Origin of the sequence: Curtobacterium sp. 9128, from assembly GCF_007673775.1 — a bacterium.
In the GTDB taxonomy this organism is placed as follows: Bacteria; Actinomycetota; Actinomycetes; order Actinomycetales; family Microbacteriaceae; genus Curtobacterium.
In genome coordinates this window covers 36,529-49,373 of record NZ_VEAF01000009.1, presented here as the reverse complement: position 1 = coordinate 49,373, position 12,845 = coordinate 36,529, and the positions used below count along the sequence as shown (strand labels likewise).

Here is a 12,845-nt window from a genome sequence, read left to right as displayed (position 1 = left end):
GGCGCGCCCGGGTCAGTGATCCGGACCGGTCCCGTCCGGCACCGTCCTCGCTGACAGCGCTCCGGTGTCCGGGGAGTAGGTCGTCACGCGCCAAGCGGCAGCTCCGCCGTCGTCGATCCGCTCGAGCTCCACGAGCCGCGCGCCCGGGTACTCCTCGCCGGACGACTGCGCTGCCTCGAACGCGCTGACGTCCGTCGGAGCTGATTCGGCATCGGTCAGCGTGACGTCGTGTCGCCGCACGAGGGCGAGGCTCGTCGCGTCCACCAGCGCCTCGACTCCGTCGTCGGGGTCCGCGGGCGCCTCCCCCAGCAGACCGTGCGGCCCCGCGTCCACGCTCCGGAGACGCCAGACCCAGCGATCCGCCACGAACTCGAGGCGCAGGCCGACGACCCGGCCGGTCACGGCCTCGGACTCCCCGGACACCGCGTCGATCCAGTCTGTCGACCACCGCACCGAGCCCGGCACGCCGGTGGCGGGCCAGCCCTGCCCGACGGCGTCGGGGGCGGCCGGGAAGGACGCGCAGCCGGACAGCACGAGGGCACCCGCCGTGACGACCGTCGCGACCCAGCCGGACCGTGCTCCCCTGACCATGTTCCCCCTGACGTCATCACCGTAGTCGAGCGCGCCGGACGGCAGGACACCGCAGCCGGTGTCCGGGGCCTGGTGGATCGCGTGGCGACCCGCCATGCTCGTGGTCGATGACCGACTCCGAGCAGACCGTTCACGTCCGCCGTGCCACACCTGCGGACGTCCCGCTCCTGACCAGCTGGACGGCGGACGAACCCGTGGCGTGGATCGACGCCGGTCGCCTGACCGACGAACTCGCCACCGGCAACTACCGACCGGATTGGTCCTGGATCGCCGAACGGGACGGGCGCCCCATCGGTCGTGCGCTCTGGTGGGGCAGCGCCGATGCCACCCGACCCGTCACACTCGACTGTCTCACCACCACTGCGCGAGGCAGCGAGGCCGAAGCCGTGGGCACCGCACTGGTCCGTGCCGGGCTGCAGGCGTTCGGGGCGGGCACACCCCTCGAGTACAACGTGGACGTCGCGCCGACCTGGCGGGACGACCCGGCGACGGTCGAGGCGGTGCGGTGGCGCCACGAGGCTGCGCGCCGCGGTGGGTTCGCCCGCACCACCGAGCGGGTCAGCTCCGCGCGCACCACCACCGACACGGCGGCCCCACGCTCCTCGCGGCTGCACTTCGCCCCCGCCGACGACCCGACGTTCCGGGCGCTGTTCGCCGCCGTCGCACCGGGCTCGCTCGACGCGCACACGGTGGACATGGTGGCCCGCGAGGGCATCGACGCCCTCGCCGACGACGACCTCGAGTTCTACCGTTCCCTGCCGGGCGAGCGAGCGGCCTGGCGGACCGCGCACCTGCCGGACGGCACCACGGTGGGGTTCGTCATCCCGACCAGGACCGCCTACGACGCGAGCATCAGCTACCTCGGCGTGCTGCCGGAGCACCGCGGACACGGCTACGTCGACGACCTGCTCGCCGAGATGGTCCGCGTCCACCAGGACGACGGCGCCGACCGGATCGTCGGCACGACCGACGCCGCCAACACGCCGATGCGGGCCGCGTTCGCGCGAGCCGGGTTCGTCGTGACCCGCGTGCGCATCGTCCACGCGCAGCAGTGACGGGCCCACTCCGGGCGCGCTGAGCGCGCCACCCGGGCCGACGCGGATCTCGTGCTGCGACGGTCGGCCCCGTGCCCTGCGCGTGCGCCTCCGTCGGGGATGCACCGGGCCCGGTGCCGACCGGCACCGGACCTCCCCTGCGTCAGCTGGTTCGGTCCACCGTCCACGTCACCAGCCGGGGGTCGCCCGTCCCGACCAGGTACACGTCCCCGGTGACCCGGACCTCGGCACGGTCCGTGGCGGAGCCGGGCACGGGCTCCGGAGCCACCCCGTCGCCGACCGCGACGATCCCGCCGGAGTCGAGCGGGCCTCCCGGCCGGGAGGCAGCCGCGTGCGACGCGACCCAGACCTGGACGTCACCGGGCTCGACCACCTTGCGCAGCTGCCGGTCGGTGAAGGCGAAGCGCTGCACCGGCACGCTGAAGCGGACCCGCGCGCGCTCGCCGACGTCGAGGGCGACGCGCGCGTAGCCGAGCAGCTGGGCGACCGGTCGGGTGACGCTCGCGGCGACGTCGTGCCCGTACAGCTGGACGACGTCCTCCCCCGCACGTTCCCCGGTGTTCCGGACGGTCACGGCCACCGCGAGGGTGCCGTCGCTGGCAACGGTCTCGTCGACCACGAGGTCCTCGTACGCGAACGACGTGTAGGACAGGCCGAACCCGAACGGGCGGACCGGTGTCGAGTCCGTCGCGGTGACGTCGGACGGTCCGCCGAGTCGCGGGTGCAGGTACGTGTACGGAGCGGCGCCGGCGGAGCGCGGCAGCGACACGGGCAGGCGCCCGGACGGGCCGACGACCCCGGTGAGCAGGTCGGCGACGGCGAGACCGCCACCCTCCCCGGGGAAGAACGCCTGCACGACCGCGGCCGGACGCGCCGGGCCGTCGAGCGCCCACCCGATCGCGTACGGACGCCCGGTCAACAGCACGACCACGGTCGGGGTGCCGGTGCCGACGACGGCCTCGACGAGCTCCCGCTGCACGCCGGGGAGTTCCAGCGAGTCGGTGTCGTTGCCCTCGCCGACGGTGCCGCGGCCGAAGAGCCCGGCCTGGTCGCCGACGACGACGACCGCGACGTCGGACGCCGCGGCGAGCGCGACGGCGGCGTCGATACCGGACCGGTCGGTGCCCTCCACGGCGCAGCCGACCGCGGACGACACGGTGCCGCCGAGGGACTGCTGCAGGGCCTCGAGGACCGTCGGGATCGCGAACCCGAGGGGCAGGTCCGGGTGGGTGGCGAGCACGTGGTTCGCAAACGAGTAGCAGCCCTGCAGGGCCTCGGCGCGGTCGGCGTTCGGGCCGATCACCGCGACGCGGCCGGATGCGACCGTCTGCGGCGCCAACGGCAGGGTGCCGTCGTTCCCCAGCAGGACGAGCGACTCGGCGGCGAGGCGGCGGGCGAGGTCCCGGTGTTCGGGGGTGTCGAGGTCGACGTCGGTGGGGGCGTCCTCGGCGAAGGCGTCGGGGTCGAGCAGGCCGAGCCGTTCCTTCTGCCGCAGGACGCGGAGCACGGCCCGGTCGACGAGCGCCTCGTCGACGAGCCCGGCGCGGACCCGGTCGACCAGCGGTGCGAGGTAGGCGTCGCCGGTGGGGAGTTCGACGTCGATCCCGGCCTCGAGCGCCATCGCGGCGGCCTCGCCACGTTCGGCGGCGGTGCCGTGCATGACCTCGAGGAACGCGATCGAGAAGTAGTCCGCCACGACGGTGCCGTCGAAGCCGAGTCGGCCGCGCAGCAGCTCGGTGAGCAGTGCGGTGTTCGCGGCGACGGGCACGCCGTCGATCTCGGCGTACGAGTTCATCACCGAGCGGGCGCCGCCGTCGAGCAGCGCCATCTCGAACGGGGGCAGGAACACGTCGGCGACCTCGCGGGGACCGGCGTGCACGGGGGCGTGGTTCCGGCCGGCCTGCGACGCCGAGTACCCGAGGAAGTGCTTCAGCGTCGCGTCGACCCCGGCGCTCTGGACGCCGCGCACGTAGGCGGTGCCGACGGTGCCGACCAGGTACGGGTCCTCGCCGATGCACTCGTCGACACGGCCCCACCTCGGGTCGCGGACGACGTCGAGCACCGGCGCCAGGCCCTGGTGGATGCCGAGCTGCCGCATCGAGCGGCCGATGGCGGCGCCGACCTGCTCCACGAGCTCGGGGTCGAACGCCGCTCCCCAGGCCAGCGGGGTGGGGAAGGTCGCCGCCTTCCACGCGGCGAGGCCGGTCAGGCACTCCTCGTGCACGAGCGCGGGGATGCCGAGCCGGGTCTCGCGCTGGAGTCGGCGCTGCTCCGCCCACAGCCATGCGGCGCGCTCGTCCGGTTCGACGGGCCGGGTGCCGTACACGCGGGTGAACTGGCCGATGCCGTGGCGCGTGATGTCCGCGAGCGTCGTGCCGTCCTGGGTCGCCGCCATCTCGCCCTGCATGGGCGCGACGACGCCGTTCTGGTCGAGCCAGTAGCCGACGAGCTGCGCCGTCTTCTCCTCGAGCGTCATCGCGGCCAGCAGGGTGGTGACGCGGTCGGACGGGAGGCCCGTGGCGGCGTCGCCACGCGGCTCGCGTCCGCCGGTGGTCGCGTCGGCCGTCGTCGACGACGCGGGGCGGGCCTCCTGGCCGTCGGTCGCCTGTTGGAGCGTGCTCATCCCTTCACCGCCCCGGTCAGACCGCCCACGATGCGACGCTGGAAGACGGCGAAGAACGCGAGCGCCGGGATCATCGACAGTGACGTGAACGCCAGGACCCGCGCGGTGTCGACGGAGTACTGCGACGAGAACGCCTGCACGCCGAGCGGGAGGGTGTAGTTGGCGGCGTCGTTGAGGATGAACAGCGGGAGGATGTAGCTGTTCCAGCTGCCGATGAACGCCAGGATGCCGGTCGTGACGACGCCGGGCAGGGACAGCGGGACCACCATCCGGAAGAAGAACCCGAGGCGGCTCGCACCGTCGATGGCCGCCGCCTCCTCGAGCTCGTCGGGGATGGCGCGGAGGAACGGCACCAGGATGATGACCGTCGTCGGCAGGGCGAAGGCGATCTGCGGCAGGATCACGCCGGCCAGGCTGTTCGTGAGACCGAGGTCCTTCACGAGCAGGTAGAGCGGCGTGATCGCGACGGTGATCGGGAACATCAGCCCCGCGGCGAACAGGGAGTACAGCACGCCCTGGCCGCGGAACCGGTAGCGGGCGAGGACGTAGCTCACCATGAGGCCGAGCACGACGACGCCGACCGTGGTGGTGATCCCGGCGATCAGCGAGTTGCCGAGCTCCTGCCAGAAGACACCACTGCCGAGCACCTCGGCGTAGTTGGCGAAGTTCCAGGGCGCCGGGAGGCCGGCGGGGCTCGCGGTGATCTGCGCGTTGGTGCGGAAGCCGCCGAGCACGATGTAGGCGACGGGACCGATGCAGACCGCGATGAACAGCAGCGCGATGAAGTACGTGCCGAGGTTGCGCTCGCGCCGCACCGGGCCGGCGCTCGGGCGCTCGTGTCCGCGCCGCGGGGCGACGACGGACGCTGTGGCGGTCATCGTGTGGCCTGCTCGGTGCGGACGGCGGCGGTCGTGGTGGCGATCATCGTGTGGCCTTCTCGGTGAGCGCGCCGGCGGTGTCGCGACGCAGGACGAACCGCTGGTAGACGAGGGCGATCACCAGCGAGATGAGGAAGATGACCACGGCCACGGCGTTGCCGTACCCGTAGTTGCCGGAGTTGCGACCGTTCGCGACCATGTACGTCGCCATCGTCGAGGTGCCGGCGGTCGAGGCGATGTACTGGCCCCAGATGATGTAGACGAGGTCGAACAGCTGCAGGGAGCCGATGATCGACAGGAACGCCCAGATGCGGATCGTCGGGCCGAGCAGCGGCAGCGTGATCCGCCGCTGGATCTGCCAGTAGCCGGCGCCGTCGAGCTGTGCGGCCTCGAACAGCTCCTCGGGGATGCTCTGCAGCCCGGCGAGGAACAGGATCACCGCGAAGCCGATGTACTTCCACGAGATGATCGCCAGGAGCGTCCAGATGGCGATGTCCGGGTTCGACAACCAGTCGTTCCGGAGTGCGCCGAGGCCGAGCGTCTGCAGGAGGTCGTTGGCCGCGCCGCTCGTGGAGAGCATGAGGCTCCACCCGGTGCCGACGATCACCTCGGAGATGACGTACGGCACGAATATGAGCACGCGGATCAGGCCGCGACCGCGGATGCGTTGGTTCAGCAGCAGCGCCAGGATGATCGCGATCGGCCCCTGCACGATGAGCGACCCGATCACGATGAACGCGTTGTGGAGCAGGACACCGCGGAAGTCGGGGTCGGTGAAGATGATCTTGTAGTTGTCGAGCCCGACGAAGTCCGTCGGCGCCCCGTAGCCCTGCCACTTGTAGAAGCCGTAGTAGGCGGCGAGGACGACGGGCAGGATGACGAACCCGACGAACATGATCGTCGCGGGTCCGGCGAGCAGGGCGATCTCGACCCGCTTGCGGACGTCGGCGACCGGCTTCTTCCGGCCGCGGCCGGCCGGGGCCGACGGCGCAGTGCCGCCGGCCCCGGTCAGGTCCTTCCCCGCGGCCGTCTGCTCGTCGGAGCTGGACGGACGGGGGGCGACTGAGGTGGCCATGGGTCGGGTCAGCCCTTCGCCGCGGCCTGGTTGACGGTCGACACGATGTCGCTCACGTCACCCTTGCCGGCGAGCAGGTCGACGACGCTGGTGTTGAGCGCGTTGCCGACGTTCTGCCCGTAGAGGGTGTCGAGGTAGTTCGACACGTACGGCGCCTTGTTGTAGGCCGCGAGCACCGTCTTCAGGTAGGGCTCGGTGACGACGGACTGCGCGGACTGGTTCGCCGGGATGGCGTTGAACGCCTTGTAGTAGGCCTCCTGCACGGGCTTCTCGGTCATGTAGTTGAGGAACTCCGTGCACTCCTTCTTCGGCGCCTTGGCAGAGCAGGAGTACCCGTCGACGGCGCCCATCATCGCGCCTGGTGCGCCCTTGCCGCCGGACACCTCGGGGAACGGGAAGAACCCGAGGTCGCCGAGGGGCTTGCCGTCCGGGGTGAGCGAGGAGATCACACCCGGGTCCCACGCCCCCATGAGCTCCATGGCGGCCTTGTGGTTGGCGATCAGACCGGCCGAGCTCCCGGCACCCTGCTGTGCGGCGGTGGTCAGGTAGCCGTCGTTGAACGGCTTCGTGGCGAAGAAGTCCTTCGTGTCCTGGCCGGCGGTCTTCCAGCACCCGTCGGTGAACTTCAGGTCCTTCGCGGTGTTGTTCAGCGTCTTCTCGCTGCACGCGCGGAGGGCGAAGTTGTAGTACCAGTGCGCGGCGGGCCAGGCGTCCTTCGCGCCGACGGCGACCGGTGCGATGCCGGCGGCCTTGAGCTTGGCGATGTCGGCGTTCAGCTCGTCCATCGTGGTCGGCGTGCCCTCGATGCCGGCCTGCTTGAAGAGGTCCTGGCTGTACCAGATGCCCTCGGGGTTGACGTCGACCGGCATCGCGTAGGTCTTGCCGTCGAGCTGGTAGCCGGAGAACGTGCCCGAGCTGACCTCGGACTTGGCGTTCTTGCCGATCGAGCCGCCGATGTCCATGAGCTGCCCGGCCTTGACCATCGCGGCCATCTTGCCGCCGCCGCGCTGCAGGAACACGTCGGGCGCGGACCCGGAGTTGAGGGCGGTCTGGAGCTTGCCGTCCAGGTCCTCGTTCTGGATCGCCTGGATCTTGATGGTCACGTTCGGGTGGTCCTTCTCGAACGCCTTGACCGTCGACACCCAGAAGGCCTTGCCCGGTCCGGTGGTCGAGTTGTGCCAGAAGGTCATCGAGACCTTCCCGTTGCTGTCTGCCGCGTTGCCGCCGGCGGAACAACCGGCTGCCGTGAGTGCGGTGGCCCCGATCAGCGCGATGGCTGCCGCGGCCCGGATCTTCCTCGTCATCGTGGAACTCCTGAAGTGTCGTCGTTGACCTGCGCGACATCCAGTGCCGCTGCGGAGAGCGTGCCAGGCGCTGCCCCGCCTTGTCAATCGATATCGATAACGTTTTCTTTCCGTGACCTCCGGGTCCGTCGCGCGGCGGATCGGCGGTACGGTGAGCACATGGAGACCGCTCCCGACGTGGACAGCAGCCCCGGGCGGGTGACGATCGGGGACGTCGCGCGGGCCGCGGGCGTCTCGATCCCCACGGTCTCCAAGGTCGTCAACCACCGCGACGGTGTGGCCCCGGCGACGATGCTCCGCGTGCAGGAGGTGGTCGAGCGCCTCGGCTACGAGACCTCCCTCGTCGCCAGGAGCCTCCGCAGTTCCCGCACCGGTGTGATCGGCATCCTCGTGCCCGAGTTCGAACCGTTCTCCACCGAGCTGCTCCGCGGGATCTCCTCGGCGACGACCGGCACCGGGTACGAGCTGCTCGCCTACGCCGGCCTCGTCACGGGCACGAGCCAGCCCGGGTGGGAGCGGCGGTCGCTCTCCCGACTCTCCGGCACCCTCATCGACGGGGCCATCGTCGTCACGCCGTCGGCTGCGCTGCCGAGCTCGTCGATCCCCGTCGTGGCGATCGACCCGCACACCGGACCCGAGGGCCACGCGACGGTCGACACCGACAGCGAGGGCGGTGCGCGGATCGCCGTCGAACACCTGCTCGCACTCGGGCACACCCGCATCGCGCACATCCACGGCCGCGCCGACCTCGCCTCCGCCCAGCTGCGTGAGGCCGGGTACCGGGCGGCCCTCGGCGCCGCTGGCATCGCCGTGGACGAGACGCTCCTGCTCGCCGGTGACTACCAGGAGGACCAGGCCGCCGAGGTCGCCCGCGCGCTGCTGTCCCGCCCCGACCGTCCGACCGCGGTGTTCGCGGCGAACGACTCCTCGGCGATCGGTGTCCTGCACGCGGCCGCCGACCTCGGGCTCCGCGTCCCGGAGGACCTCTCCGTGATCGGCTTCGACGACGTCCCCCAGGCGGCGATGACGACACCGCCGCTGACCACGGTCGCGCAGCCGCTGACGGAGCTCGGCGCGAGCGCGGTGGCGATGCTGCTCGCGATGCTCCGGGGCGAGCCGACGAAGGACCACGTCCGCCTCGACACGACACTGCACGTCCGGCGGAGCACCGCGCGGCCGGCGAGCTGAGCGCCGGTCGTCGGCGTCAGCGCCGGATCGTCTGCTTGGGGTACTCCCCGAACCGCTCCACGTAGGCGGCGGAGAACCGTCCGAGGTGCGCGAAGCCCCACCGCTTGGCGACCTCGCCGACGGTGTCGGACTGCGCGTCGGCGTCGAGCAGGTCGTGGCGGACTCGGTCGAGTCGGAGCTCCCGCAGGTACGTCAGCGGTGAGACGCCGAACACCCGCGCGAAGGACTCCTGCACCGAGCGCACGCTCAGCCCCGCGACGTCGGCGAGTTCGGTGACCGCGATCGGCTCCTGGACGTGGGCGTGCAGGTACTCCACCGCCGCCCGCAGCCGGGCGTTCCTGGGGTTCGACAGCTCGGCGGGCAGCGCGTCCACCCGTGGCGGGAACATTCCCAGGAACGCGTCGGCGGCGGCGCGCTTGGCATCCACCCACGCCCGCGAGTCCACGCCGTCCCGCAGCGCTCGGGACAGCGCACCGAGGGCGTCCCGCCAGGCGGACGACGCGCCCGTGCCGCCTGCTCGTGTCCGCTCGAGCACGAGGTGCTCGGGGAGGGTGGCCCAGCGCTCGGCCGCGACGGTCCGGATGAACGACCGAGCGAGGTGCACCGAGCGGTGGTCGTGGTCGGCGCCGACGAAGACGTACTCCTGGTCGGACGGCGCCAGCACCGGTTCGTCGTGGCGGAGTTCGGACCGCGTGTCCGTGGCGTCGATGACGACCGACCCGGCCGTCGTCCACTGCACCACGTGGTCCGGACCAGGGACCACGACGCCCCGGAGCAACCCGTGGATCCGTGATCGACGGACCGTCAGCTCGTGGTCACCGACGGCCGTGTAGCGGAACGAGTAGCGGTCGCCGGAACGACGGGACGTCCACTGCCGACCGATGCCCACCGCCGCGAGTTCGCGGACCGCCGACTCCGGATCGGTGGCGGAGACGTCGATGCGGATCAGCCGTTCCATCGGCCCGCCGCCCGCCACGCCGCCGGGCGGCCTCCACGACGATCTTCGCGATCTGGATACGCTGAGCGGGCGACACCGGCGTACCCTGACGCCGAGTCGCATGTCGCAGAGGAGGCCTGCCCGTGACGGCCAGCGAACCCGACCTGGACCTCGACGCCGCGCTCACCCGGCTCGAGGCCACGGCCTCGTCGCTCCGCGGACGCCTGCGCGACCACATGGGCATCGGTGGCGTCGACCTGACGGTCGTGCAGTTCGTCTCGCGAGCCGAGTCCGCCGGACGGCCGGTCCGGGTGAAGGACCTCGCGTCCCACCTCGGCATCACGGGTCCGGCGGTGACCACGGCGGTGGACCGGCTCGAGCGTTCGGGGCACCTGCAGCGCCGACCCAACCCGGACGACGGCCGCAGTCGACTGATCGAACTGACCGCCACCACTCGCGCACGCTACGCCGCCGCCATGGACAGCACGAACGAGCACCTGCACGAGCTGATGGCCTCCTTCTCGGATCGGGACAGAGCCAGGTTCGTGCGCATCATCGACAGCGTGATCGCGGCGCTCGACGGCGGCGTCCCCAGGCCCTGAACGGCAGAGTAGAGGGACCCAGCGCTCCGGCCCGTCCGATTGTCCACGGAGCGCAACAAGGTAAGACTTCTACCTAGATCCGGACGGCCGTGCGCCCCGCGACGTAGCCTCCCCGAGGGGACTCCAGAGGCACACGGATCAGGATCGGAAGGACCATGAGCAGCTACGACACGAGCAGCTACGACACCGAGCCGGGCATCGAGCCGGTCCGCATCACGACGTTCCGGCGGATGCGTCGCAAGTGGAAGTTCGGCGAGGAGCAGACCGACGAGCCCGGCCTGTTCGAGGACCTCTTCACGGAGACGACGCAGCAGCGCTGAGCGCGGCGATCCCGCGGCGGGCATGCCCGATCAGGACGGCGAGGTTCCGCAATTGCGGAACCTCGCCGTGCTGACCGGGTGATTCGTGGGACCTCGGCGGACCTGAGCGGCGAGTCGTGGAACCCCGTTCGCCGCGGGTCCCGCCATCGCCGCCGCTTGCCGGTGTTTCCCCGCCGTACGGGCGGCGGAAACCTGTACGTCAACTCAGGTGTGTCAGATGTCCGAGGCTCCTGCCCGGAGCCTTCGACAGAAGGACACCATGACCCAGCAGCACACCGCCCGCCTCCGGCGCCGCGGCCGAGCCGTCGGAGCAGCCATCGTGGCCGTCGCCGCGTTCGCCGCCACCACGTTCATCGGCCAACCCCACGCCGCATCCGCCGCCGAGGCACCGCTCGTCGAGTCCGGCGCGACGACCTGGCAGTACCTCGAGGACGGCAGCGACCCGGCACGAGGCAGCGACGAGCGCACGTCCTGGACGACCGGCGCCCTGCCGGACGGCGACTGGAAGCGCGGCGCCGGTTCGTTCGGCGCGAAGAACGGCACGGCGACCGGCATGGGTGGCGGACACATCGTCGACACCCTGCTGTCGCAGTACCTCGCGAACGGTGACGACGTCCCGACCTACTTCTTCCGGACCTCGTTCACCGCGGACGCCGCCGACCTGCGCTCCTGGAAGTCGCTCGTCGGTGAGGTCACCTACGACGACGGCCTGGTCGTGTACGTCAACGGCACGAAGGTCGCCGGGTACGAGGACGCCGCCGTCACGCAGAACCTCCAGTACGCCGGCGACAACGGCTCCGACCCGGACACGAGCACGTTCTCGGTCGACGCGTCCCTCCTGCACGAGGGCTCGAACGACGTCGCCGTCGCGCTCTACCAGGGCCGCACGAACAGCTCGGACGTCTACTTCGACATGGAGTCCCTCGTCCCGGTCGCGGCCGACGTCCCCGCGACGATCTCCGACGTCGTGATGACCGTCGGCGCGGACGAGTCCGAGCGGAACCTCGCCTGGTACACGGACTCGACTGACGACCAGGTCGCCCAGGTCGTCCCCGCCTCGGCGATGACCGGGGATGCGTTCCCCGCCTCCGGCGCGACCACCGTGCCGTCCACCTCGGGCGTCGCCACGGACGGGCAGCGCTTCCACCACGCCACCCTCGCCGGCCTCGCACCGTCGTCCGGGTACGCCTACCGCGTCGGTAGCGAGACCGACGGCTGGAGCGAGGTGAGCCGCTTCACGACCGGTGACGGCGACGGCGACTACTCGTTCGTCTTCGTCGGCGACCCGCAGATCGGCGCGTCCGGTGACGCCGCTCGCGACACCGCGGGCTGGATCGACACGATGGACGTCGCCGCGCGCGAGTTCCCCGAGTCCGAGATGGTCTTCTCCGCCGGCGACCAGGTGAACACCGCGTCGAACGAGGACCAGTACGCGGGCTTCCTCGCCCCGTCGCAGCTGCGCACCACGCCGCTCGTGACGAATATCGGCAACCACGACGTGGGCAGCCTGGCGTACGAGCAGCACTTCAACCTGCCGAACGTCTCGACGGAGTTCGGCAAGCCGGACGCCGCGCGCGCCGGCGGGGACTACTGGTTCGTCCACGGCGACACGCTGTACATCTCGCTCAACTCGAACGACAAGGACGACGCCCGTCACGCGGCGTTCGCCGAGCAGGTCATCGCGGAGCACGGCGACGAGGCCAGGTGGAAGGTCGTCACGTTCCACCACTCCGTCTACAGCGTCGCATCGCACTCCACCGACTCGGACATCATCGCCCGCCGCGCCGACCTCCCGCCGGCGATGAGCGCCCTCGACGTCGACCTGGTGCTCATGGGACACGACCACGTCTACGTGCGCAGCTACCTCATGGACGGCGTGACCCCGGTCGACGCCGACGCGCCCGTCACCGACACCGTGACGCCGACCGACGACGAGGTGCTGTACGTCACCGCGAACTCGTCGTCGGGCAGCAAGTACTACGACGTCCGGGAGGACATCGACTTCGACTTCTCGGCCGTGCAGAACCAGGAGTACACGCCGAACTTCACGAACGTCGAGGTCACCGCGGACAGCATCGCGATGACCACGTACCGCACGGCGGACATGACGGTCGTCGACGCGGTCACGCTGCACAAGCCGGCAGACGAAACGACGCCGACCGACCCGACGGACCCGGGCACCGACCCGACGGACCCGACCGACCCCGCCGACCCGGGCACCGACCCGACGGACCCGACCGACCCCGCCGACCCGGGCACCGACCCGACGGAC

The 12,845-nt window shown here is 71.3% G+C and carries 11 protein-coding genes; 5 read left to right on the top strand and 6 right to left on the bottom strand.

Going from position 1 to position 12,845, the window contains the following annotated elements; genetic code table 11:
- Positions 1 to 12 precede the first annotated feature (12 nt).
- The gene (locus tag FS641_RS17295) at positions 13 to 687 is read right to left on the bottom strand and encodes a hypothetical protein (protein WP_144766143.1); all 675 of its coding nucleotides are present in this window, start codon (positions 685 to 687) and stop codon (positions 13 to 15) included.
- Positions 688 to 698: 11 nt separating this feature from the next.
- Here FS641_RS17295 and FS641_RS17290 point away from each other — a divergent pair, with 11 nt between their 5' ends.
- Complete coding sequence (locus FS641_RS17290; RefSeq protein ID WP_144766140.1) at positions 699 to 1,646, top strand: N-acetyltransferase; 948 nt, start codon at positions 699 to 701, stop codon at positions 1,644 to 1,646.
- Positions 1,647 to 1,788: 142 nt separating this feature from the next.
- Here FS641_RS17290 and FS641_RS17285 read toward each other — a convergent pair whose 3' ends face one another.
- The 4 genes from FS641_RS17285 to FS641_RS17270 form a co-directional block, all read right to left on the bottom strand.
- The gene (locus FS641_RS17285; RefSeq protein WP_260855923.1) at positions 1,789 to 4,122 is read right to left on the bottom strand and encodes a beta-glucosidase; all 2,334 of its coding nucleotides are present in this window, start codon (positions 4,120 to 4,122) and stop codon (positions 1,789 to 1,791) included.
- Between the two features lie 143 nt (positions 4,123 to 4,265).
- Positions 4,266 to 5,147 carry a carbohydrate ABC transporter permease gene (locus tag FS641_RS17280; RefSeq protein ID WP_144766137.1) on the bottom strand — a complete coding sequence of 294 codons (882 nt, stop codon included), beginning with the start codon at positions 5,145 to 5,147 and terminating at the stop codon, positions 4,266 to 4,268.
- 43 nt (positions 5,148 to 5,190) lie between these two features.
- Entirely contained in the window at positions 5,191 to 6,222 is a 1,032-nt protein-coding gene (locus tag FS641_RS17275) for a carbohydrate ABC transporter permease (protein ID WP_144766134.1), read from the bottom strand.
- 8 nt (positions 6,223 to 6,230) lie between these two features.
- Positions 6,231 to 7,526: an ABC transporter substrate-binding protein gene (locus tag FS641_RS17270; protein ID WP_144766132.1), complete on the bottom strand. Its 1,296-nt coding sequence runs from the start codon at positions 7,524 to 7,526 to the stop codon at positions 6,231 to 6,233.
- A 159-nt stretch (positions 7,527 to 7,685) separates the two neighbouring features.
- On the opposite strand from FS641_RS17270, the gene FS641_RS17265 reads away from it, so the two are divergent.
- Positions 7,686 to 8,714: a LacI family DNA-binding transcriptional regulator gene (locus FS641_RS17265; protein WP_144766131.1), complete on the top strand. Its 1,029-nt coding sequence runs from the start codon at positions 7,686 to 7,688 to the stop codon at positions 8,712 to 8,714.
- A 16-nt stretch (positions 8,715 to 8,730) separates the two neighbouring features.
- On the opposite strand, the gene FS641_RS17260 is transcribed toward FS641_RS17265, so the two are convergent.
- Positions 8,731 to 9,672 carry an AraC family transcriptional regulator gene (locus tag FS641_RS17260; RefSeq protein ID WP_186317830.1) on the bottom strand — a complete coding sequence of 314 codons (942 nt, stop codon included), beginning with the start codon at positions 9,670 to 9,672 and terminating at the stop codon, positions 8,731 to 8,733.
- Positions 9,673 to 9,794: 122 nt separating this feature from the next.
- Between FS641_RS17260 and FS641_RS17255 the strand changes: the two genes are divergently transcribed.
- The 3 genes from FS641_RS17255 to FS641_RS17250 all read left to right on the top strand — a co-directional run.
- Positions 9,795 to 10,253: a MarR family winged helix-turn-helix transcriptional regulator gene (locus FS641_RS17255; RefSeq protein ID WP_144766127.1), complete on the top strand. Its 459-nt coding sequence runs from the start codon at positions 9,795 to 9,797 to the stop codon at positions 10,251 to 10,253.
- Between the two features lie 155 nt (positions 10,254 to 10,408).
- Positions 10,409 to 10,573 (top strand): hypothetical protein, encoded by a 165-nt coding sequence (locus tag FS641_RS18220; RefSeq protein ID WP_186317829.1) that lies wholly within the window; start codon positions 10,409 to 10,411, stop codon positions 10,571 to 10,573.
- Positions 10,574 to 10,832: 259 nt separating this feature from the next.
- A partial coding sequence (locus FS641_RS17250) for an FN3 domain-containing metallophosphoesterase family protein (protein WP_186317828.1) occupies positions 10,833 to 12,845 on the top strand: 2,013 nt, incomplete at its 3' end.

Coding starts and splice junctions, on each gene's coding strand:
- FS641_RS17295 (WP_144766143.1), bottom strand. CDS start 687: ATGGCGGGTCGCCACGCGATCCACCAGGCCCCGGACACCGGCTGCGGT.
- FS641_RS17290 (WP_144766140.1), top strand. CDS start 699: ATGACCGACTCCGAGCAGACCGTTCACGTCCGCCGTGCCACACCTGCG.
- FS641_RS17285 (WP_260855923.1), bottom strand. CDS start 4,122: ATGACGCTCGAGGAGAAGACGGCGCAGCTCGTCGGCTACTGGCTCGAC.
- FS641_RS17280 (WP_144766137.1), bottom strand. CDS start 5,147: ATGACCGCCACAGCGTCCGTCGTCGCCCCGCGGCGCGGACACGAGCGC.
- FS641_RS17275 (WP_144766134.1), bottom strand. CDS start 6,222: ATGGCCACCTCAGTCGCCCCCCGTCCGTCCAGCTCCGACGAGCAGACG.
- FS641_RS17270 (WP_144766132.1), bottom strand. CDS start 7,526: ATGACGAGGAAGATCCGGGCCGCGGCAGCCATCGCGCTGATCGGGGCC.
- FS641_RS17265 (WP_144766131.1), top strand. CDS start 7,686: ATGGAGACCGCTCCCGACGTGGACAGCAGCCCCGGGCGGGTGACGATC.
- FS641_RS17260 (WP_186317830.1), bottom strand. CDS start 9,672: ATGGAACGGCTGATCCGCATCGACGTCTCCGCCACCGATCCGGAGTCG.
- FS641_RS18220 (WP_186317829.1), top strand. CDS start 10,409: ATGAGCAGCTACGACACGAGCAGCTACGACACCGAGCCGGGCATCGAG.